Consider the following 20,999-nt stretch of genomic DNA (forward strand, 5'->3'; position numbering starts at 1 on the left):
GCTGGAGCCGCCGGCCAAGCAGATCCCGGCGGAGGAGGCGGAGCGCGAGCAGCAGCGCGCCCGTCAGGCCGTGGATGCGGTCGCGGCCGATCTGACCGCGCGCGGGAACCTCGCCGGCGGCGAGGCGCAGGCGGTGCTCGAGGCGCAGGCCCTGATGGCGCAGGACCCGGAGCTGATGGCCGACGTCGACCGCCGTGTCGCCGTGGGCAGCTCCGCCGAGCGCGCGGTCTACGACGCGTTCGCCGCGTACCGCGAGCTGCTGGCGAACGCGGGCGAGTACCTGGCGGGCCGGGTGGCCGACCTGGACGACGTGCGCAACCGCATCGTGGCGCGACTGCTCGGTGTGCCGATGCCGGGCGTGCCGGACAGCGACGAGCCGTATGTGCTGGTGGCGCGGGATCTCGCGCCGGCGGACACCGCGCTGCTGGACCCCACGCTGGTGCTCGGCTTCGTGACCGAGGAGGGCGGGCCGACCAGTCACAGCGCGATCCTGGCGCGGGCCCTGGGTGTGCCGGCGGTCGTGGCCCTGCCGGGGGCCGGTGAGATCGCCGAGGGCACGCTGATAGCGGTCGACGGCAGCTCGGGCGAGGTTTTCGTGCACCCGACCGAGGAGCGCCGGGCCGCTCTGGAGGCCGCGGCCGCCGAGCGGAAGGCCGCCCTCGCGGCGGCGACCGGGCCGGGGGCGACGGCCGACGGGCACAAGGTGCCGCTGCTGGCGAACATCGGCGGGCCGGCGGACGTGGCGGCGGCGATCGAGGCGGGCGCCGAGGGCGTCGGTCTGTTCCGTACCGAGTTCCTGTTCCTGGACGACAGCAAGAACGCTCCGTCCGAGGAGAAGCAGGTCGAGGCGTACCGGCAGGTGCTGGAGGCGTTCCCCGAGGGGCGTGTCGTCGTGCGGGTGCTGGACGCGGGCGCGGACAAGCCGCTGGACTTCCTCACGCCGGGCGACGAGCCGAACCCGGCGCTGGGCGTGCGGGGTCTGCGGACCCTGCTCGACCACCCGGAGGTGCTGCGCACCCAGCTGACGGCGCTGGCCAAGGCCGCGGAGGGGCTGCCCGTGCACCTCGAGGTGATGGCCCCGATGGTGGCGGACCGGGCCGACGCGAAGGCCTTCGCGGACGCGTGCCGGGAGGCGGGGCTGCGGGCGAAGTACGGCGCGATGGTGGAGATCCCCTCGGCGGCGCTGCGGGCGCGCTCGGTGCTGCGGGAGGTGGAGTTCCTGTCGCTGGGCACGAACGACCTCGCGCAGTACACGTTCGCCGCGGACCGTCAGGTGGGTGCGGTCTCCCGGCTGCAGGATCCGTGGCAGCCGGCGCTGCTCGACCTGGTGGCGCTGTCCGCCGAGGCGGCGCGGGCCGAGGGCAAGAGCTGCGGTGTGTGCGGCGAGGCCGCGTCGGACCCGCTGCTGGCGTGTGTGCTGACGGGGCTGGGCGTCACCTCTCTCTCGATGGGTGCGGCGTCCATTCCTTATGTGCGGGCGTCGCTGGCGAAGTTCACGCTGGCGCAGTGCGAGCGGGCCGCCGCTGCCGCCCGGGCCGCGGACAGCGCGGACGAGGCGCGGAACGCGGCGCAGGCGGTGCTGTCGGGCGAGTAGTCCTCGCCGGACGCGGACGTTGTGCTCGGGGCGCTCCACTTCGGTGGGGCGCCCCTTGTGCTGTCCGGGGTCGGTGGCGGTGATCAGTGGCGGTGGTCCGGGCCGGGGTCGGCGTCCGAGAGGTCGGGTGACGCGCAGTAGTCGACGTGGGACTCCGGCGGGATGATCTCGCCGGTCTCGGTGTCGGTGCAGTAGGCGTCGAAGACCTCTCCGGCGGTGAGGGGGATCAGTCCCTGGCCGCGGATGCGCCAGCCGTGGATGCGGTCGGGGGCGCCCGGGGCGCTGGTGCGCATCACGAGGCCGCCGGGACCGGCGGTGGCGAGGCCGACGGCCAGGACGGTGGTGAACTCCAGGGCTTCGGTCTCGTCGATGCGGACGCCGTCGTCGGTGTCGTCGGCGTGCAACACGGCGACCAGGGATTCGGGTGGTCCGGAGACGCTGCAGACGAGGTGGCGGTCGCCCGGTGGCGCGCTGTCGAGGATGCGGGAGACGAGGCGGGAGGCGCGGGCGAAGGCCGCGTGTCCGAGGTCCTCGCCGCAGGAGGCGCAGGGGCCGAGGCGGGCGAGGAGTGTCGTGGCGTACTCCCAGGTGGCGCGGCGGACGGCCTCGTCGACGAGGGTGGTCATGAGGTCGGACAGGGGCCGGCCGTCGTAGGGGACGGCGGGTCCGGCGGCCGCGCGCTCGGCGGTGAAGCGGGTGCGGCTGAGGTGGCTGTCGGGGTCGAGGCCGTACTGCGCGCAGTAGTCGGCGTACTCCGCGGGGTCGAAGAGCGCCACCGTGGTGTGGCTGCCCTGGAGGGCGCGGGTGCGCAGCACGGCTTCGACGTGTTTCAGATACGTGGCGTGGTCGTCGAAGACGAAGGTGTCGTAGCGCCGCATGGCGCGGAAGTCGTGTTCGTCGGTGAGCACGCCGATGGTGCCCACGATCTCGCGGCGCAGGACGCGTCGCAGGGTCCGGTGGTCGGTGTACGCCATGTCTCCCCCTCTGCACGGTCGATCAATGCTCACTCACCGTAATCGGCGGCACTGACAACGGGTGCGGAGGAGGAGACGGGGGCGTGACCGGTCAGGGGCGGGTGCGGGCCAGCTCCTGGTAGTGGGCGAGCAGGTCGAGGTTGTCGATGGAGCCGGGGTTGACGGCCTTCTCCAGGGGTGTGCCCTGGAGGAGTCGCTTGACCGGGACCTCGATGCGCTTGCCGGTGAGGGTGTGCGGGATGCCGGGCACCTCGATGATCTCGTCGGGGACGTGCCGGGGCGAGAGCTGGGTGCGGATGGTCTTCCTGATGCGGTCGGTCAGGTCGTCGTCGAGGGTGGCGCCGGGCGCCAGGTGGACGAAGAGCGGCATCCAGTAGCCGCCGTCGGGCTGTTCGATGCCGACGACCAGGGACTCCTTGATCTCGGGGAGGCGTTCGACGGCCTCGTAGATGTCGGCGGAGCCCATGCGGACGCCCTGGCGGTTGAGGGTGGAGTCGGAGCGGCCGTGGATGACGACGGAGCCGCGGGAGGTGAGGGTGATCCAGTCGCCGTGGCGCCAGACGCCGGGGTAGGTGTCGAAGTAGCTGTCGTGGTAGCGGCTGCCGTCGGGGTCGTTCCAGAAGCGGATCGGCATGGACGGCATGGGGTTGGTGACCACGAGTTCGCCGACCTCGTCGGTGAGGGGCTTGCCGCTGGGGTCCCAGGACTGCAGGTCGGTGCCGAGGCAGGGGGCCTGGAGCTCGCCGACGTGGACGGGCAGGGTGGGGACGGCTCCGGCGAAGCAGGAGCAGACGTCGGTGCCGCCGCTGACGGAGGCGATCCACAGGTCGGCGCCGCTCTCGGCGAACTCGTCGTGCAGCCAGCGGAAGCCGTCGGGCGGCAGCGGGGAGCCGGTGGTGGCCACGCACTTCACGGCGGACAGGTCGTGGTCGCGTGAGGGGTGGACACCGGCCTTGCGGCAGGCCATCACGTACGCGGCGGAGGTGCCGTAGAGGGTGGCTCCGGTGCGTTCGGCGATGCGCCACTGGGCGCCGGTGTCGGGGTGGCCGGGGCTGCCGTCGTAGAGGACGACGGTGGTGCCGGTGAGGAGGCCGGAGACGAGGAAGTTCCACATCATCCAGCCGGTCGAGGTGTACCAGAAGAAGCGGTCCTCGGGGCCGAGGTCGCAGTGCAGGCCGAGCTGCTTGAGGTGTTCGACGAGGATGCCGCCCTGGGACTGGACGATGGCCTTGGGCAGTCCGGTGGTGCCGGAGGAGTAGAGCACCCACAGCGGGTGGTCGAAGGGCACCTGCTCGAAGACCGGCTCGGTGTCGGCGGCGGTGAGGGCGGACCACTCCAGGGCGCCGTCGGGGGCGTCGGTGCCGAGCAGGGGGATGTGCACGACGGCGCGCAGGGTGGGCAGTTCGCGGCGGAGTTCGGCGACGATCTCGCGGCGGTCGTGTTCCTTGCCGCCGTAGCGGTAGCCGTCGACGGTGAACAGGACGACCGGTTCGACCTGCTGGAAGCGGTCGAGGACGCTGCGGGCGCCGAAGTCGGGGGCGCAGGAGGTCCACACGCCGCCGACGGCCGCGGTGGCGAGGAGGGCGACGACGGCCTCGGGGATGTTGGGCAGGTAGCCGCTGACCCGGTCGCCGGGGCGTACGCCGAGGGCGCGCAGTTCGGCGGCGAGGGAGCCGACCTGGCTGCGCAGGTCGGCCCAGGTGACGGGGCGGGGGTCGTGGGTCTCGTCGACGTGGAGCAGGGCCGGCTCGTCCGCGCGGGCGCCGGCGGCGCGCAGGGCGTGCTCGGCGTAGTTGAGGGTCGCTCCGGGGAACCACTGGGCGCCGGGCATGGAGCGGTCGCCGAGGACGCGCTCGTACGGCGTGGTGAAGCGGACGTCGAACCACTCGGTGACCGCTTTCCAGAAGGTCTCCAGCTCCTCGACGGACCACCGGTGGAGCGCCGCGTAGCCGCCCTCGGCCGGGGCGCCGTGGTGTTCGGCGGCCCAGGCCTGGAACCGGGTGATGCGGGCCTCGGCTGTACGTTCCGGTGTGGGCTGCCAGAGCGGCTGAGGGTTCACGGTCGACATGGGGCGGCTCCCGGACTGTGCGCGTCGTGTGCGTCCTCCGCGCACGGGCTGGGGTGTGCGCGTGACGCGGCTGACAGGGACGATGCCACGTGATCGACTTCTGCACCAGGGCGCCCCCCACATAGTCCCCTTCGTGAAGATGTGGTCCGATCACGGGTGAACGGGAGTTGAACGCCACGCTTGCGGGGCGCGGTCAATGGCAGGGTGAGCAACATGAACGGTCGTGACCTGGTGCGTTCGTGGTGGTCGGTCGGCAGGGCGGGAGCGGCACGGGGGTTGCGTACCGTACGAGCAGCGTGGCGCAGGCGGGGTGCGGACGCCACCGGGGCGGGGCCGCGGGGGCCGGTGCGGGCGCGGGTGCCGGGGACCGTGCGGGAGGTGGAGCCGGGTCCCGGCGGGGGTGTGATCCGGTTCGCCCGCTCGGAACTGCGGATCCTCGTCGCGGTGAACGGCGCGGTGTTCTGGGGGTGGGACGGAGCGGGTCCGGAGCCGTCGTACGCGCTGGCCGGTGCGTGTCCCGAGCCGGATCCGCGGGCCGCGCTGGAGCCGGACACGGACGGCGGCTGGCGTGTGGTGGCCGAGCGGGTGACGGTCGCGGTGTCGCGGCACGGCGCCCTGGAGGTGCTCACGCCCGGGGGTGTGACGCTGCGGCGGGATCTGCCGCCGCGGTGGTGGGAGGCGGAGGACGGGCCGGCGCGGTGGATGCAGCGGTCGGAGGTTCCGGCGGACGCCCGGTTCTTCGGTCCGGGTGGCCGGGCGGAGGGGGTGCGGCTGCGGGACGGCGCCTACCGGCTGGGGAACGGCGTGGCCGGGCGGGCGGCCGAGGGGGCGGGGAGTGCGGCGCCGGTGGCGATGCCCGTGCAGCTGGTGGTGGCCGACGCGGGCACGCATCTGCTGTTCGTCGACAACCCGTGGGACGGCACGGTGACGCTGCGGGAGGGCGCGGAGGGCGCCGGTTCCGGGCACGACCGGGCGGGCACGTGCGAGCTGCGCATGGAGGGCGGTCCGGTGCGTGGCTGGGCGATGGTGGGTACGCCGGCGCGGGTCCTGCTGACGTGGGCGTCGCTGACCGGGGCGCCGGCGCTGCCGCCCGCATGGGCGTTCGGCCATCACCATGTGCGGGAGGGCACGGGCGGTGAGGACGAGGTGCGGCGGGTCGTGGCCGGGCACCAGGAGCGGAGGCTGCCGCTGGACGCGGTGCATCTGGGGGACGGTCATCTGGACGGCGGCCGGGCGTTCACCGTCGACCTGGATCGCTTCCCGAAGCTGCCCATGCTGGCCGACGAGCTGCGGCGCGAGGGGATACGGCTGGTGTCGGTGGTGCCCCCTGCGGTGCGGGCGGAGGACCGGCGCGGCGAGGCGGTGTTCCCTGATCTCACCGGCGCGCGCGAGCGGTACGCGGGGCAGGCGGCGCAGGGCTTCGCGGGGGTGTGGCACACGCTCGGCTCCTCCGCCCCGGTCGGGCGGGAGGCGCACCGGGTGGACGCGCTGTGCCTGGCCCGGTCGGCGTACGAAGGGCTGCGCAGCGAAGTGCCACCCGGCGAAGGGCCGCTGGTGCTGTCGCGGTCCGGGTGGGCGGGGCTGCAGCGGTACAGCGGGGTGTGGTGTGGCGAGGGAGCCGCGGGGTGGTCCGGACTGCGGGCGTCGCTCGCGCAGGTGCTGGGGCTCGGGTTGTGCGGTGTGCCGTTCTCCGGGCCGGACGTCGTGGGCGGCGGCAGGCACGGGTCGTCCGAGCTGTACGTGCGGCGGATGCAGTTGGCCGCGTATCTGCCGTTGCTGCGCACGGTCGCCGCGGGCCCGGTGGGCGGCGGGCCGTGGGAGTACGGCGCGGTGGTGCTGGGCCACGCGCGCGTGGCGCTGGGCGAACGGCGGCGGCTGCTGCCGTACTTCGTGACGCTGGCGCACCTCGCGCGACGGACCGGGGCGCCGATGGTGCGGCCGTTGTGGTGGCCGGCGCCGGAGGAGCGGGTGTTGCGGGACTGCGAGGACGCCTTTCTGCTGGGTGACGCGCTGCTGGTGGCGCCGGTGCTGGAGCCGGGCGCGGTCCGGCGGGAGGTGCGGCTGCCGCGCGGGCGGTGGTACGACACGGCGACGGGGCGGGTGTACGAGGGGCCGGCGAAGGTGCTGGTCGACGCCCCGCTGGAGCGGATACCCGTGTTCGCGCGGGCGGGCGCCGTGGTCCCGGTGCGCGGGGAGGACGGCGGGACGGAGCTGGAGGTGTGGGCGCCCGCCCCGGGCCGGACCGGGGGCGGGCTGGTGGTGCCGGACGACGGGGACGGCGGGGACGGGCCGGAGGCCGAGCGGTACTCGGTGACCCGCTCGGGCCCGCGGGTCGTCGTACGGCGGGAGACGGAGAACGGCGCGGAGGAGCCGTCCCGGCCGGTGCGCGTGCGCGGGCTCGGCGGGTCGGGCGGTCAGATGTAGCGGCCCTCGAAGAAGGCGCGCACCGCCACGGTGTGCAGGGGGAAGGCGAGTTCCTCGGGGCGGCGCAGCAGGTGCGTGCCCTCGGTCTCGTCGGTGGGCGCGGAGGCGGGCAGGTCGGCCGCCGGGCGTTCGGGGAGCAGGCCGAACAGCAGCAGGTGGCCGTCGGGGGCGCTCATGGCGTCGACGAGCCGGACGTCGCGGCTCTCGGCGTCGAGGCCGGTCTCCTCCTTGAGTTCGCGGACGACGGCGTGGCGCCAGTCCTCGCCGTCGTCGATGTAGCCGCCGGGCAGGGCGGTGCCGCCCTTGGCGGGCGGGATCGACCGGGTGACGACGACCAGGGCGGTGCCCTGGGTGTCGTACACGGGCTGGAGGGCCACGGCGACGGGGAGCGGGTTGCGGTAGGCGACGGCGCCGCAGGCGGGGCAGGTGCGCGGCCAGCCGGAGACGCCCTCTCCGTAGGGCGCGCCGCAGGACGAACAGTGGCTGCCCGCCGCGGAGTTGGGAACGTGAGTATCGGACACGCGCGGGACTGTATCCGATGGCGGAAGGGACGTCTCCGGTAGGTCGGGGTCAGCGGTGGCCGGCGAGGGACCCGCGGGACACGGGGAAGTCGAAGTAGGTGTCCGGGTACGCCTCGGGCTTGAAGGTGTAGTGCCACCACTCCTCGGCGAGGTTCACGAAGCCGAGGTCCTCCAGGGTGTCCTTGAGCAGCATCCGGTGGGCGCGCTGCACGCCGGTCACCCGCGGGTCGAGGGTGTGGCTGAGGGTGTCGAAGCAGTCGTAACCGGTGCCCATGTCGACGGAGTTGTCGGGGAACCGCTCGTCCTGGGGCGCGAAGCAGGGGGTGAGCGTTTCGCCCGGGCGGTAGGGACGGGTGGGGTGGGCGGGGAGCTTCACCAGGGTGAGGTCGACCGTGGAGCCGCGGCTGTGGCCGGACTTCTCGGCGATGTACCCGTCGGCGAACAGGCGGGTCTTGTCGACGTTCGGGTAGAACTCGGCCTTCATGGTCTGGTCGTCGAGGTCCTCGGCCCAGCGGACGAAGTGGTCCACGGCGCGCTGCGGGCGGTAGCAGTCGTACACCTTGAGGGAGTAGCCCTGCGGCAGCAGCCGGCGCTGGGCGGTGCGGAGGGCCTCGGCGGCGGGGCGGGTGAGGATGCACAGGGGCTGCCGGTAGCCGTCGATGCGCTCGCCGACGAAGTTGTGCGGGGTGACGTAGCGGATGTCGTGCAGGATCGTCGGGTCGACGCTGTGGAGGGCCACGAAGTCGCGGGGCGCCTTGGGTTCGGGGGTCGCCCGGGCGGGTGCGGCCGCCGCGGTCGCGGTGAGCAGGGCGGCGAGGGCGGTGACCAGGGCGCGTACCGCGCGGGAGGATCGTGTCATGTCCCCTGCATTTATCAGACGGGGGCCGCCGCGCGGAAGCAGGCGCCCCGACCCGTTCTGCCGCCGACCTTGACGCTTCCTGACCGCCGGTGAACACTTCCGGTGTCAGTCGACATCGCCGTACATCTCGGCGCATTTCGGCGCGCCACGGCAGGCGTCCACCGACGCCAGGACTCCCCCACGGGCGATGCGGCTGCGACGGCACGCTCGTCACGGACGCCGGGCGGGGCGCGGATCCTCCCTGCCTTCGGCTGAAGTCGCCACGGGAAACGCACCCTGCACGTGAGGTCCGGGGCCGACCGTCCTGGGCCCCGGCCCAGGAGCCGCCATGAGCAACGGAGACATATTCGTCGGCGAGGTCATCGGCACCGCCATCCTCATTCTCTTCGGCGCCGGCGTGGTCGCCGCCGTCGTCCTCAACCACTCGAAGGCGAAGGACGCCGGCTGGGTGGTCATCGCGTTCGGCTGGGGCTTCGGCGTGATGGCCGGGGCGTACACCGCGGCCCCGCTGTCCGGGGGCCACCTGAACCCGGCGGTCACCCTCGGGATCGCCGTCGACACCGGCGAGTGGGACAAGGTCCCGGTCTACGTCGCCGGGCAGATGGCCGGCGCGATGCTGGGCGCCCTGCTGTGCTGGCTGGTCTACTACGCGCAGTTCGAGGCCAACGCCGAGGAGGACATCTCCCAGCCGACGCTCGGCATCTTCTCCACCACCCCGGCGATCCGCCGTCCGGTCGCCAACCTCGTCACCGAGATCATCGCGACCATGGGCCTGGTGCTGCCGATCCTGGCGTTCGGGCTCACCAAGGGGCTCGGCGAGTCGGGCACCGCGATCCTCATCGTGTCGTTCCTGGTCGTCGGCATCGGCATGTCGCTCGGCGGCCCCACCGGGTACGCCATCAACCCGGCCCGTGACCTCGGCCCGCGCATCGTGCACGCGCTGCTCCCGATCCCCCGCAAGGGCACCTCGGACTGGGGGTACGCGTGGGTTCCCGTCGTGGGGCCGCTCATCGGCGGGGCGCTGTCCGGGCTCGTGTTCAACGCAGCGTTCTGACTCCGCAGAACCGACGAAGGGGACGTCATGACGGACAAGTTCGTCGCCGCGATCGACCAGGGCACCACCTCCAGCCGTTGCATCGTCTTCGACCAGCACGGCGCGATCGTCGCCGTGGACCAGCGCGAGCACCGCCAGATCTTCCCGAAGCCGGGCTGGGTGGAGCACGACGCCACGGAGATCTGGTCCAAGGTGCAGGCCGTGGTGGCCGGCGCGCTCGCCAAGGCCGGCCTGCGCGCCGACCGGCTCAGCGCGCTGGGCATAACCAACCAGCGTGAGACGACGGTCCTGTGGGACCGGTCCACGGGCAAGCCCGTGCACAACGCCATCGTGTGGCAGGACACCAGAACCGCCGGGCTGTGCGCGCAGCTCGGCGGATCCGACGGGCAGGACCGGTTCCGCGACCGCACGGGTCTGCCGCTGGCCAGCTACTTCTCCGGGCCCAAGGCGGCCTGGCTGCTGGACCACGTGCCCGGGCTGCGGGCTCGCGCGGAGAACGGCGAGATCGCCTTCGGCACCATCGACTCCTGGCTGATCTGGAACCTCACCGGCGGCACCGACGGCGGACGGCACGTCACCGACGTGACCAACGCCGGGCGGACCATGCTGATGAACCTGCAGACCCTCCAGTGGGACCCGACCGTCCTGGACGCGATGAACGTCCCGGAGGCCGTGCTCCCGGAGATCAGGTCCTCCGCCGAGGTCTACGGCACCGCCGTGGGCCAGCTCGCCGGGGTGCCCGTCGCCTCCGCGCTGGGCGACCAGCAGGCCGCGGTCTTCGGACAGGCCTGCTACGACGTCGGCAGCGCCAAGAACACCTACGGCACCGGGAGTTTCCTGCTGCTCAACACCGGTGACCGGCCCGTGCCGTCGAAGCACGGGCTGCTCACCACCCTGGGCTACAAGATCGGTGACGAGGCTCCCGTGTACTGCCTTGAGGGGTCGATCGCCATCACGGGCGCGCTGGTGCAATGGTTCCGCGACCAGCTCGGCATCATCCGCACCGCGGACGAGATCGAGCCGCTCGCGGCGAGCGTGGAGGACAACGGCGGCGCGTACATCGTGCCCGCGTTCTCCGGCCTCTTCGCCCCCTACTGGCGCTCCGACGCGCGCGGGGTGGTCACGGGCCTGACCCGTTACGTCACCAAGGCGCATCTGGCGCGGGCGGTCCTGGAGGCGACGAGCTGGCAGACGCGCGAGGTCGTCGACGCCATGTACCAGGACTCCGGGGTACGCATCACCACGCTGAAGGTGGACGGCGGCATGACGAAGAACGGCCTGCTGATGCAGCACCAGGCGGACGTGCTCGGGGTGCCGGTGATCAGGCCCCGGGTGTCGGAGACGACCTGTCTGGGCGCCGCCTACGCGGCGGGACTCGCCACGGGCGTGTGGAACGGCCTGGACGAGCTGAAGTCGCACTGGCTCAAGGACGCCGAGTGGACGCCCGCCATGTCGTCGTCCGTGCGGGACCGTGAGCACCGCAACTGGCGCAAGGCGGTGGAGAAGAGCCTCGGCTGGGTCGAGGAGGGCGAGGACTGAGCCACGGCGGCTCGTGCTCCGGTCGGCGGGGGCACGGGCCGCGCCTTCCCGGCCGCGGTCAGGTGGTGACCGCGCTGCGCCGCCGCGCGGCCTGGGTCATGGCGTGCTGGACGACGCCGACCAGGACCTCCTTGACCGACTCGCGGTCGCGCGCGTCGCACAGCACCAGCGGTACGTCGTCGTCGAGGTCGAGGGCCCGCCGTACCGCGTCCTCCGGGTAACGGGCCGATCCCTCGAAGCAGTTGACGCCGACCAGGAAGGGTATGGCGCGCCGCTCGAAGTAGTCGACGGCGGCGAAGCAGTCCTCCAGGCGCCGGGTGTCGGCGAGGACGACCGCGCCCAGGGCGCCCTCGGACAGCTCGTCCCACATGAACCAGAACCGCTCCTGGCCGGGCGTGCCGAACAGGTACAGCACCAGGTCCTCGCGCAGGGTGATGCGCCCGAAGTCCATGGCCACCGTGGTGGTGCTCTTCGCCTCGACGCCACTGGTGTCGTCCACGGGCCGCCCGGCCTCCGTGAGCAGCTCCTCGGTGCGCAGCGGCCTGATCTCGCTGACCGCGCCGACGAGCGTGGTCTTGCCCACGCCGAAGCCGCCGGCCACCAGGATCTTGAGCGTGACCGGCTCGACCGGGGGCTTGCCGCGCTCAGAACGCCCGAAGATCATCGGTCTCTTCTCCTGCTCGATCGTGGTCGGGCGGCGGGCCGTATCCCCCGCCGCCGGGGGTTTCGATGACGAGGACGTCGCCGGGGCCGACGTCCGCCGAGTCGCTGCCGGCGAGCCGGGTGACCGTGCCGTCGGCCCGCTCGATCCGGTTGGCGCCCGTCGCTCCGGGAGCCCCGCCCGCCATGCCGTAGGGCGGCACCCTGCGGTGCTGGGACAGCGTGGAGACCGTCATGGGTTCCAGGAAGCGGATCCGGCGCACGGCTCCGTCGCCGCCGCGCCACCGCCCGGCGCCGCCGCTGCCCCGGCGCACGGCGAACTCCTCGAGCCGGACCGGCAGCCGCCACTCCAGGATCTCCGGGTCGGTGAGCCGGGAGTTGGTCATGTGGGTCTGGACGACGGGCGCGCCCGGGTATCCGTCGCCGGCGCCGGAGCCGGACGCCACGGTCTCGTAGTACTGGTGGCGGGCGTTGCCGAAGGTCACGTTGTTCATGGTGCCGGACCCCTCGGCCTGGACGCCGAGCGCCGCGTAGAGGGCGCCGGTGACGGCCTGTGAGGTCTCGACGTTGCCCGCGACGACGGCGGCCGGGGGTTCGGGCGCCAGCATGGAGCCGGGCGGGACGACGATGCACAGCGGCCGCAGACAGCCGTCGTTGAGCGGGATGTCGTCGGCGACCAGGGTGCGGAAGACGTACAGGACGGCCGCGTTGACGACGGAGAAGGGCGCGTTGAAGTTGGTGGCGAGCTGCGGGGAGGTGCCGGTGAAGTCGATGGTCGCGGAACGGACGGCGCGGTCCACGCTCACCTTGACGCGGATGACGGCGCCCGAGTCGGTCTCGTAGGCGTACTCGCCGTCGTCCAGGGCGTCGATGACGCGGCGCACCGCCTCCTCGGCGTTGTCCTGCACGTGCCGCATGTAGGCCTGGACGACGTCGAGGCCGTAGGTGCCGATCATGCGGCCGACCTCTTCGACGCCCTTGTGGTTGGCGGCGATCTGGGCGCGCAGGTCGGCGAGGTTGGTCGCCGGGTTGCGGGAGGGGTGGGGCGCCCCGGTGAGCAGACGGAGGGTCTCCTCCTCGCGGAACCGGCCGTTCTCGGTGAGCAGCCAGTTGTCGAAGAGAACGCCTTCCTCGTCGATGGTGCGGCTGTTCGCGGGCATGGAGCCGGGGGCGATGCCGCCGATCTCGGCGTGGTGGCCGCGGGAGGCGACGTGGAAGAGGACCTCGGGTTCCGTGCCGTCCTCGGGGGTGCCGAAGACGGGGGTGACGACCGTGACGTCGGGCAGGTGGGTGCCGCCGTGGTAGGGGTCGTTGACGGCGTAGGTGTCGCCGGGGCGCATGGAGGCGCCTCGCCGCCGGATGACCTCCTTGACGCTGGTGCCCATCGAGCCCAGGTGGACGGGGATGTGCGGGGCGTTGGCCACCAGGTTCCCGTCGGGGTCGAAGAGGGCGCAGGAGAAGTCCAGGCGTTCCTTGATGTTGACGGACTGGGCGGTGGACTCCAGGCGGGCGCCCATCTGTTCGGCGATGGACATGAAGAGGTTGTTGAAGATCTCCAGCAGGACCGGGTCTGCCTCCGTGCCGGCTCCGGAACTCCGCGTGACCGCGACGCGTTCCATGACCAGGTGCCCGTCGTGCGTGGTCGCGGCCCGCCAGCCGTCGTCGACGACGGTGGTGGAGCCGTCCTCGGCGATGATCGCGGGGCCGGTGACGGTCTCGCCGGGAGGGAGGTCCTCGCGGCGGTGGAGGGGGGCGTCGCGCCAGGCGCCGCCGGTGTGGAGGCGGACGGTGACGGGTGCGGCGGGCCGGCCGGACCAGGTGGCGAGGGCCGAGAGATCGGGGGGTTCGGTGGTGCCGGTGGCCTCGACGGACAGGGCCTCGACGACGATCGGGCGGTCGAGGGTGAAGGAGTAGGTGGCGCGGTGCCGGTCCTCGAAGGCGCGCCGCATGGTGTCCGGGTCGGTGAGCTCGACGCTGAGGGTGGTGTCGGTGCCGTCGTAGCGGAGCTGCGCGCGGCGGGTGACCTCGATGCGTTCTTCGGGGACGTCCTCGGCGAGGAGTTCGGCGCGGGCCGCCGCCTCCAGCTCGTCGGCGATGCCGTGGACGCCGGGCATGGCGGCGGGCTCCAGCGGGGCCTCGACGGAGCGTTCCCGCATGGCGGTGGTGTCCGCGAGGCCGATGCCGAGGGCGGACAGCACGCCGGCCATGGGCGGCACGAGGACGGTGCGGATGCCGAGGGAGTCGGCGACCATGCAGGCGTGCTGGCCGCCCGCCCCGCCGAAGGCGGTGAGGGCGTACCGCGTGATGTCGTGGCCCTTCTGCACGGAGATCCGCTTGACCGCGGCCGCGATGTTGGCGACGGCGATCTGGAGATAGCCCTCGGCGACCTGTTCGGGGGTGCGGTCGTCGCCTGTGCTCTCGTGGATCTCGCGGGCGAGGGCGGTGAAGCGTGCGCGGACCACGTCCGCGTCGAGCGGCTGGTCGCCGCCGGGGCCGAACACGGCCGGGAAGTGGGCGGGCTGGATGCGGCCCAGCATGACGTTGGCGTCGGTGACAGCGAGCGGGCCGCCGCGCCGGTAACAGGCGGGGCCGGGGTCGGCGCCGGCCGAGTCGGGGCCGACGCGGTAGCGGGAGCCGTCGAAATGCAGGACCGAGCCGCCGCCTGCGGCGACGGTGTGGATGTCGAGCATCGGCGCGCGCAGCCGCACCCCGGCGATCCGCGTGGTGAAGACGCGTTCGTACTCGCCGGCGAAGTGGGAGACGTCGGTGGAGGTGCCGCCCATGTCGAAGCCGATGACCCGGTCGAAGCCGGCGAGCTGCGACATGCGGGCCATGCCGACGATCCCGCCGGCCGGTCCGGACAGGATGGCGTCCTTGCCGCGGAACTGCCGGGCCTCGGTGAGTCCGCCGTTGGACTGCATGAACATCAGCCGTACGCCTTCGAGCGCGTCGGCGACCTGGCGCACGTAGCGGCGCAGCACGGGTGAGAGGTAGGCGTCGACGACGGCGGTGTCCCCGCGCGGCACCAGTTTCATCAGCGGACTGACCTCGCTGGAGAGCGAGATCTGCGGGAAGCCGATGCGGGCGGCGAGTTCCCCGACGGCCTGTTCGTGGGCGGGGTGGCGGTCGCTGTGCAGGCAGACCACGGCGACGGCCCGGATCCCGTCGTCGTACGCCTGCCGCAGCTGGCCTTCGAGGGCGTCGAGGCCGGGGGCCCGCAGCACGGCGCCGTCGGCGGCGACGCGTTCGTCCACCTCGATCACCCGCTCGTGGAGCGGTAAGGGCAGGTCGATGCGGCGCGCGAAGATGTGCGGGCGGTTCTGGTAGGCGATCCGCAGGGCGTCGCGGAAGCCGCGGGTGACGACCAGAAGGGTGCGCTCGCCTTTGCGTTCGAGGAGGGCGTTGGTGGCGACGGTAGTCCCCATGCGGACGACGTCCACGGGGTCGCCGGACCCATTGAGCAGCGCGCGGACGCCGATCACCGCAGCGTCGGCGCCGGGCGGGCCCGAGCGGTCCGGGTCCGGGTTGTCGGAGAGGACCTTGCGGGTGAGCAGCCGGCCGTCGGGGCGGCGCGCGACGATGTCGGTGAAGGTGCCGCCTCGGTCGACCCAGAACTGCCAGCCTGTCACGTCACTACCCCGCTTCCGCGCCGGTCACAGCGCCCGGAGGCCGTTGATCACGTCGCGCAGAATACTCTCGTCCGGCAGCTCGGCCGGGGGTACCGGCCGGTTCACATGGACCAATTCGGCGTCCACGAGATCGCCCACGAGGACCCGGACCACGCCCACCGGCAGGTCGAGCCCGGCGGCGAGTTCGGCGACCGTCTGGGGGGTGTCGCGGCACAGCCCGACGATGTCGACGTGCTCCGGGGAGAGGGAGGGGTCGTCCTGCGCCTCGTCCGCGTGCGGCTCCACGACGACCACGGCGATCAGGTCGAGGCGGTGCTGGGCCGCACTGGTGGTGCGGCCCCGCGTCATGGCGTACGGACGGACGACCGGTCCGGCGTCCTCGTCGAACCAGTGGCTACTACCCTGACCGTGATCGCTCATGTCGGTCCACTACCCACCCGAGGGCAGATCGGTGCGTGGCGCGGCGCCCAGATGCACGCCGACGCGCTTGACCAGCAGGGTCATCTCGTAGGCCACCTGGCCGACGTCGGAGTCGGCGTCCGCGAGGACCGCGAGGCAGCTGCCGTCCCCGGCGGCGGTGACGAACAGGAACGCCTCGTCGAGCTCGACGACGGTCTGGCGGACCTCACCGGCCTCGAAGTGGCGGCCCACGCCCTTGGCGAGGCTGTGGAAGCCGGAGGCGACGGCGGCCAGGTGCTCGCTGTCCTCCCGGGTGAGGTCCTTGGACGCCCCCGTGGGCAGACCGTCGCCGGAGAGCACGATCGCCTTGCGGATGCTGGCGACGCGGTCCACCAGGTCGTCGAGGAGCCAGTTCAGCTCGCCCTTGTCGTTCGTGTGGCCGGTGGCGCTCGGTTCGGTCATCGACCGTCCCCCTTAGTCCTTCGTCGTGGTGCTGTGCCGCTGCCGGCGTCGTCGCCCGCGGCGTTCTCCTCCCGGCCGCGCTGCCAGCCGCGCTGGAGCGAGGCCATGCGGCTGCGTACGTCGTCCGCGTCCCGTTCGACGGGCCGGGCCCGGTCGGTCTTCCGGGTCGCGGCGTCACGCTTGAGCTGCGGGGCCAGGCTGGCCTGCCGCACGCGCCGGGGCAGTGGTGCGCTGTCGGGCTGCGGTGTGCCGGTGTCCGTGTCGTCGGTGACCGGAGAGGAGTCGTCGGGGCCGCCGTGCGTGGTCGCGGGGCGGCGGGCGGGGGCGCCGGACGCAGGGCCCGCGGGCGCGGCGGCGGCGTCCCGTTCCCCCGGACCGTCGGCGGGCCGGGCGGGTCCGGTGGTGCGGCGGCGGCCGGGCAGGGGCGGCGGTGTCTCCGCGTCCGGCTGCTCCGGGTCGCGCGCCGGGAGCTCCGACACGGGTTCCGCACCGGCGCGGCCGATGGCCCGGCGGCTGGTGTCGCCGCGGCGCCGGGCGGGCAGCGGAGGGGGCTCGTCCGCGCCGGGGCGGCCGGGCGGGGCTGCGGTGTCGTCGTCGGTCCGTCCGCCCCGGGCCCGCTGGTCGCGGACCGGGCGGCCGTGGGAGCTGACCAGCTTGGGGGTCGCCCGGCGGGTGAGCGGCACGGGTCCGCTCCCCCGCTCGCCGGTGTCGTCCCGGCCGTCGGCGGCGCTCCCGTGCCGTGCGGTGTCGCGGCCCGGCCGCTCGTCGTCGGTGCGGGAGCGGCGGGGCCCGAACAGGCCGCCGTGCTCGCCGTCCTCGTCGTCCAGGGCGGGGAAGCCGTCGAGGGCGTCCAGGTCGACGGGCGCTTCGAGTTCGACCGGCCCGTCCAGCACGGAGGCGGGCAGTCCGGGCAGGGCCACGGGCACCTGGGAGAGCGCGGCGCGGCGGCCGTCCGCCGGTTCCTTCTCCGTGCGGCGCGGGCGGTCGAGGCGGAACCCGACGCCGTTGGTGTCGGGCACGTCGTCGGTGAGCAGCGCGTCCGGGATGAAGACGACGGCCGTGGTGCCGCCGTACGGGGAGGGCTGGAGGGAGACGCGGACGTTCTGGCGCTGTGCGAGCCGGCTGACCACGAACAGGCCGAGCCGGTCGGTGTCGGACAGTTCGAACTCCGGTGTCTCCGCGAGCCGCAGGTTGGCGTCGAGCAGCGCGTCGGCGGCCATGCCGAGGCCCCGGTCGTGGATCTCCAGGGTGAAGCCGTTGCCGACGCGTTCGCCGACGACCTGGACGGCGGTGTGCGGCGGCGAGAACACCGTGGCGTTCTCCAGCAGTTCGGCCACCAGGTGGGTCAGGTCGGCGACGGCCGGCCCGGTGACCGCGACGCGAGGCAGCCGGCGGACCTCGATGCGCTCGTAGTCCTCGACCTCGGCGACGGCGGCCCGTACGACGTCCATGAGCTGGACGGGCTTGCGCCACTGCCGGGAGGGGGCGGCGCCGGAGAGGATGACCAGGCCCTCGGCGTGCCGGCGCATACGGGTCGTCAGGTGGTCCAGCCGGAACAGGTCGGCGAGTTCCTCGGTGTCGTCGGTCCTGCGCTCCATCGCGTCGAGCAGGGTGAGCTGCTTGTGCAGCAGCACCTGGCTGCGGCGGGCGAGATTGACGAACACCTCCGAGACGCCGGCCCGCAGTTCGGCCTGCTTGACGGCGGCCTCGACGGCGGCGCGCTGCAAGGTGTTGAGGGCCTGGCCGACCTCGCCGATCTCGTTCTTGTCGTACTCCAGGCGCGGGACCTCGGTCTCCACGTCGACCTGTTCGCCGGCCGAGAGACGGCGCATCACGCTGGGCAGCCGCACCCCGGAGGCCTCGTGGGCGTCCAGGCGCAGCTGCTTGAGGTCGCGGATGAGTTTCCGGCCGACGCGCACCGAGAGGAACAGGGAGAACAGCAGGGCGGCCAGACCGAGCACGCCGGCGGCGACGGCCTGTGCGATGACGCCCATGGCGACGGGCCGGACGCGTTCCTGGTAGCGGTCGGTCGCCCGGTCGTTGAGGGCGCCGAGTTCGTCGAGCACGTTGCCGGCGGCGGTGTCCCAGCTCTTGGCGGTGACCCCGCGGGGCTCGCCGTCCTCGGCGAAGACGGCGGCCTGTTCGCCGACCCGCAGCGGGGCGGTCGCGGCGTTGCCCCAGAAGGTCTCGTAGCGGTCGCGCTCGTCCGCGGGGAGCTGCGGCAGGGCGGTGTCGTAGAGCAGGGTGCGCTGGGCCATGAGGTCGGAGACGTCCCGCACCTCGGTGGGGGCCAGCTTGCCGACGATCAGGGCGGAGCCGAGCAGGGCGTCCTCGCGGGAGAGCAGTTCGCGGGCGCGGGAGAGGTTCACCAGGGCGCGGTACTGCTTGTCGAGGTCGACGTCCTCGACCACGTGCAGGTCGGACAGCAGCACGTAGCAGGGGTCGACGAGGCGGTTGTAGAGGTCGAGCGCCTGACGGCGGTCGACGGTGCCGTCGTCGACGCTGCGGCGGAGGGACTCGATGCCCTCGAACGAGTCGAGGGCGGCGTCGAGTTTGTCGGAGTCGCCGTGCATGGCCTCGCGCACGCCGCTGCCGGACGCGCTCCTGCGCACGGCGGCCACGGCCTTGTCCGTCGCGGTGCGGCTCGCCTTGAGGGCCGTGAGCCCGTCGGAGGCGCGGGGGTCGGCGAGATGGACGAGGGTCTGCCGCCGCTCCTGCTGGAGGACGCGGACGGTGTCCTCGACGGGGTAGCCGACCTCCTCCATCACCGACGACACATCGAACAGGTGGCTCGCCTCACGGCTCGTGATCACGGTGGTGAAGGCCCAGAGCGTGGTCAGGGACACCAGCGGCACGAGAAGCAGCGCCACGATCTTCCGGCGGATGGACTTCCCGCGAAAGCGCATGGCCTCCCCCAGCTCGGCCCCCTGGACGACCGGGGGCACACATGTGCGTCAACAAACGGCGCGAGCCTACTACCGCCCCGGCGACAACTCGAAGACCCGGCCGGAGGGTTCGATTCCGGCACGCGGTCGGTTCAGGCGGAGTTGTCCGGCCATTGCGGGAGATTGCCTCCCCGAATCCGGGACGAGTTCCCCAGCCCCTTCTCCCGGCTTTCACACGGGGGTTGGCCGAAATCTTTCCCGACCGGGAATCTTCACGACGCTCCGCACGTCCTTACCTGCGGGACACGGGGGCGGAATCGGACACAGGAGCCGTGTCCCGCACCTGGGCGGCGTAAAACAGCGCAAGCCGGGCAGCCAATGGGGAGCCGGGTCTTCGGACAGCAGCAGCGGGCTGGCGGCGGTGGGGAGTGACACGGGTGATGGGCACGGCGGAGCGGCGTGAGACGTCCGGGGACGGCACGGCGACCCGGGAGGTGACGCGGCAGGAGGCCGCGCCGGCGGTGCACGCGCCGGGCGCGGCCGGGCGGCGGGCGGACGGCGGACCGGCCCGGGATGCGGCCGAGGGCCGGACGGCGTACCGGCCGCTGTGGGTGGAGGAGCCGGCCAAGCGGCGCAGGCTGCCCGACCCGGTGCGGACGGCCGCGGTGCGGGCGGTGCTCGTCATCGCGGTGACGCTGATCCAGGCCATGGTGGCCGTGCTGTGCACGCTGGCCGGGTCCTGGCTCGCCTTCCCGGTGGTCGTCAGCAGCGTCGTCAGCACGATCGCGGCCACCTGGGCGGTGCTCGACGTGTGGGTGACCCGCCAGGTGTGGAACCAGCGGCACGGCGTGGTGTCCGTGCCCAGCAGCACGGCCAGGGCACTGCGCCGCGAGCGGCGCCAGGCCCGCCGCCGGGAGCGGGCCGCCGAGCGCGAGCGGGCCCGCATACGCCGGCGGGGCGGCACCGGGCAGCTGTCGCACCCGTAGGCACCCCCTCGGTAGGGTGACGTTCCGTACGACGCACAGGTGAGCGCGGTGCGCGACGGCCCGGCGGGCGGCGCGCACCGGGTGTACGGAGAGACGGGGGCCGGCCATGACCCGTGCGGGGCGGCCCGGAGAGCGGCGGAAGGGCCCGAGCGGCGCCGTGCAGTCCGTGGACCGGGCGGTGAGCGTGCTGGAGATCCTCGCCCGGCGCGGCGAGGCCGGGGTCACGGAGATCGCCGAAGAGCTGGGCGTGCACCGCTCCACCGCCTTCCGGCTGCTGGGCGTCCTGGAGAACCGCGGCCTGGTCGCGCAGGCCGGCGACCGGGGCAAGTACCACCTGGGGGCCGGTGTGCTGCGGCTCGCGGGCGCGGCGGCCGTGCGGCTGGACGTCTCGCAGGAGGCCGTCCCGGTCTGCCGCGACCTCGCCGACGAAGTGGGCGAGACGGTCAACACGGCGGTGCTGGACGAGGACGCGGCCGTCAACATCATGCAGGCGCGCGGCACGGCCGCCGTGACGGCACAGGACTGGCTGGGCCGGCGCACGGCGCTGCACGCGACGTCCAGCGGCAAGGTGTTCCTGGCCCATATGACGCCCGCGCGCCGCGAGGAGCAGCTGTCCCGCCCGCTGCGCCGGTTCACCGAGCACACCGTGACGGACGCCGCCCTGCTGCGCTCCGAGCTGGAGCGGGTCCCGGAGCAGGGGTACGCGGCGACGCGAGAGGAGCTGGAGCTCGGACTCGTCGCCGTCGCGGCGCCGGTCCGCGCGCACGACGGCGCGGTGGTCGCCGCGGTCAGCGTCTCGGGCCCGGTGTTCCGGATGACCCCCGAGCGGCTGCCGTGGGTGGGCGCGCGGACCGCGGCCGCGGCGGGCGAGCTGTCGCGTCGGATGGGGTACGGATCCTGACGGTGCGGCCTCCGGGCAGGGCGCGGACGCGGTCCGCGCCGTCA

15 protein-coding genes (1 of these 15 cut by a window edge) are annotated in these 20,999 nt (G+C 73.4%); 6 read left to right on the forward strand and 9 right to left on the reverse strand.

What is annotated here, in order from left to right; genetic code table 11:
• Window positions 1-1,594 carry the 3' portion of a phosphoenolpyruvate--protein phosphotransferase gene (gene ptsP, locus ACP7TJ_RS04590; RefSeq protein WP_093768201.1) on the forward strand. Its footprint begins 77 nt before the window's first position, so only the last 1,594 of its 1,671 coding nucleotides appear in the window; the start codon falls outside the window, past its left edge; the stop codon is at window positions 1,592-1,594.
• A gap of 83 nt (window positions 1,595-1,677) precedes the next feature.
• Here ptsP and ACP7TJ_RS04595 read toward each other — a convergent pair whose 3' ends face one another.
• Together ACP7TJ_RS04595 and ACP7TJ_RS04600 are read right to left on the reverse strand one after the other, a co-directional pair.
• Window positions 1,678-2,568, reverse strand: coding sequence for a hypothetical protein (locus ACP7TJ_RS04595; protein ID WP_266544787.1), 891 nt, complete (start codon window positions 2,566-2,568; stop codon window positions 1,678-1,680).
• A 91-nt stretch (window positions 2,569-2,659) separates the two neighbouring features.
• Window positions 2,660-4,636, reverse strand: a complete 1,977-nt coding sequence (locus ACP7TJ_RS04600; RefSeq protein WP_427762220.1) for an acetoacetate--CoA ligase — start codon at window positions 4,634-4,636, stop codon at window positions 2,660-2,662.
• 213 nt (window positions 4,637-4,849) lie between these two features.
• Between ACP7TJ_RS04600 and ACP7TJ_RS04605 the strand changes: the two genes are divergently transcribed.
• Window positions 4,850-7,060 (forward strand): glycoside hydrolase family 31 protein, encoded by a 2,211-nt coding sequence (locus ACP7TJ_RS04605; protein ID WP_427762222.1) that lies wholly within the window; start codon window positions 4,850-4,852, stop codon window positions 7,058-7,060.
• Here the strand turns inward: ACP7TJ_RS04605 and ACP7TJ_RS04610 are convergent.
• Together ACP7TJ_RS04610 and ACP7TJ_RS04615 are read right to left on the reverse strand one after the other, a co-directional pair.
• Window positions 7,051-7,581, reverse strand: coding sequence for an NUDIX domain-containing protein (locus ACP7TJ_RS04610; protein ID WP_093768205.1), 531 nt, complete (start codon window positions 7,579-7,581; stop codon window positions 7,051-7,053). The genes ACP7TJ_RS04605 and ACP7TJ_RS04610 overlap by 10 nt on opposite strands.
• Window positions 7,582-7,630: 49 nt before the next feature.
• Complete coding sequence (locus ACP7TJ_RS04615) at window positions 7,631-8,440, reverse strand: M15 family metallopeptidase (protein ID WP_093768206.1); 810 nt, start codon at window positions 8,438-8,440, stop codon at window positions 7,631-7,633.
• Window positions 8,441-8,768: 328 nt separating this feature from the next.
• Between ACP7TJ_RS04615 and ACP7TJ_RS04620 the strand changes: the two genes are divergently transcribed.
• Window positions 8,769-9,494 carry an MIP/aquaporin family protein gene (locus ACP7TJ_RS04620; RefSeq protein WP_093768207.1) on the forward strand — a complete coding sequence of 242 codons (726 nt, stop codon included), beginning with the start codon at window positions 8,769-8,771 and terminating at the stop codon, window positions 9,492-9,494.
• A 27-nt stretch (window positions 9,495-9,521) separates the two neighbouring features.
• The gene (glpK, locus tag ACP7TJ_RS04625) at window positions 9,522-11,033 is read left to right on the forward strand and encodes a glycerol kinase GlpK (protein WP_427762225.1); all 1,512 of its coding nucleotides are present in this window, start codon (window positions 9,522-9,524) and stop codon (window positions 11,031-11,033) included.
• A 58-nt stretch (window positions 11,034-11,091) separates the two neighbouring features.
• Here the strand turns inward: glpK and ACP7TJ_RS04630 are convergent, their stop codons facing one another.
• The 5 genes from ACP7TJ_RS04630 to ACP7TJ_RS04650 are packed head-to-tail and all read right to left on the reverse strand — an operon-like array spanning window position 11,092 to window position 19,089.
• Window positions 11,092-11,697, reverse strand: a complete 606-nt coding sequence (locus tag ACP7TJ_RS04630; RefSeq protein ID WP_093768209.1) for a GTP-binding protein — start codon at window positions 11,695-11,697, stop codon at window positions 11,092-11,094.
• The gene (locus tag ACP7TJ_RS04635; RefSeq protein ID WP_427762227.1) at window positions 11,678-15,322 is read right to left on the reverse strand and encodes a hydantoinase B/oxoprolinase family protein; all 3,645 of its coding nucleotides are present in this window, start codon (window positions 15,320-15,322) and stop codon (window positions 11,678-11,680) included. The genes ACP7TJ_RS04630 and ACP7TJ_RS04635 overlap by 20 nt, the downstream gene beginning before the upstream one ends.
• A gap of 24 nt (window positions 15,323-15,346) precedes the next feature.
• Window positions 15,347-15,742 carry a DUF742 domain-containing protein gene (locus tag ACP7TJ_RS04640; protein WP_093768211.1) on the reverse strand — a complete coding sequence of 132 codons (396 nt, stop codon included), beginning with the start codon at window positions 15,740-15,742 and terminating at the stop codon, window positions 15,347-15,349.
• A 9-nt stretch (window positions 15,743-15,751) separates the two neighbouring features.
• Window positions 15,752-16,183, reverse strand: coding sequence for a roadblock/LC7 domain-containing protein (locus ACP7TJ_RS04645; protein ID WP_006136686.1), 432 nt, complete (start codon window positions 16,181-16,183; stop codon window positions 15,752-15,754).
• Window positions 16,180-19,089 carry a nitrate- and nitrite sensing domain-containing protein gene (locus tag ACP7TJ_RS04650; RefSeq protein ID WP_427762230.1) on the reverse strand — a complete coding sequence of 970 codons (2,910 nt, stop codon included), beginning with the start codon at window positions 19,087-19,089 and terminating at the stop codon, window positions 16,180-16,182. The genes ACP7TJ_RS04645 and ACP7TJ_RS04650 overlap by 4 nt, the downstream gene beginning before the upstream one ends.
• A gap of 419 nt (window positions 19,090-19,508) precedes the next feature.
• Here ACP7TJ_RS04650 and ACP7TJ_RS04655 point away from each other — a divergent pair, with 419 nt between their 5' ends.
• Together ACP7TJ_RS04655 and ACP7TJ_RS04660 are read left to right on the forward strand one after the other, a co-directional pair.
• Window positions 19,509-20,054, forward strand: coding sequence for a hypothetical protein (locus ACP7TJ_RS04655; RefSeq protein WP_193459228.1), 546 nt, complete (start codon window positions 19,509-19,511; stop codon window positions 20,052-20,054).
• 106 nt (window positions 20,055-20,160) lie between these two features.
• Window positions 20,161-20,955, forward strand: coding sequence for an IclR family transcriptional regulator (locus ACP7TJ_RS04660; protein WP_380876302.1), 795 nt, complete (start codon window positions 20,161-20,163; stop codon window positions 20,953-20,955).
• The last annotated feature ends 44 nt before the right edge of the window (window positions 20,956-20,999 follow it).

This window comes from Streptomyces sp. DSM 41931 (assembly GCF_050271085.1).
GTDB lineage: Bacteria > Actinomycetota > Actinomycetes > Streptomycetales > Streptomycetaceae > Streptomyces > Streptomyces albogriseolus.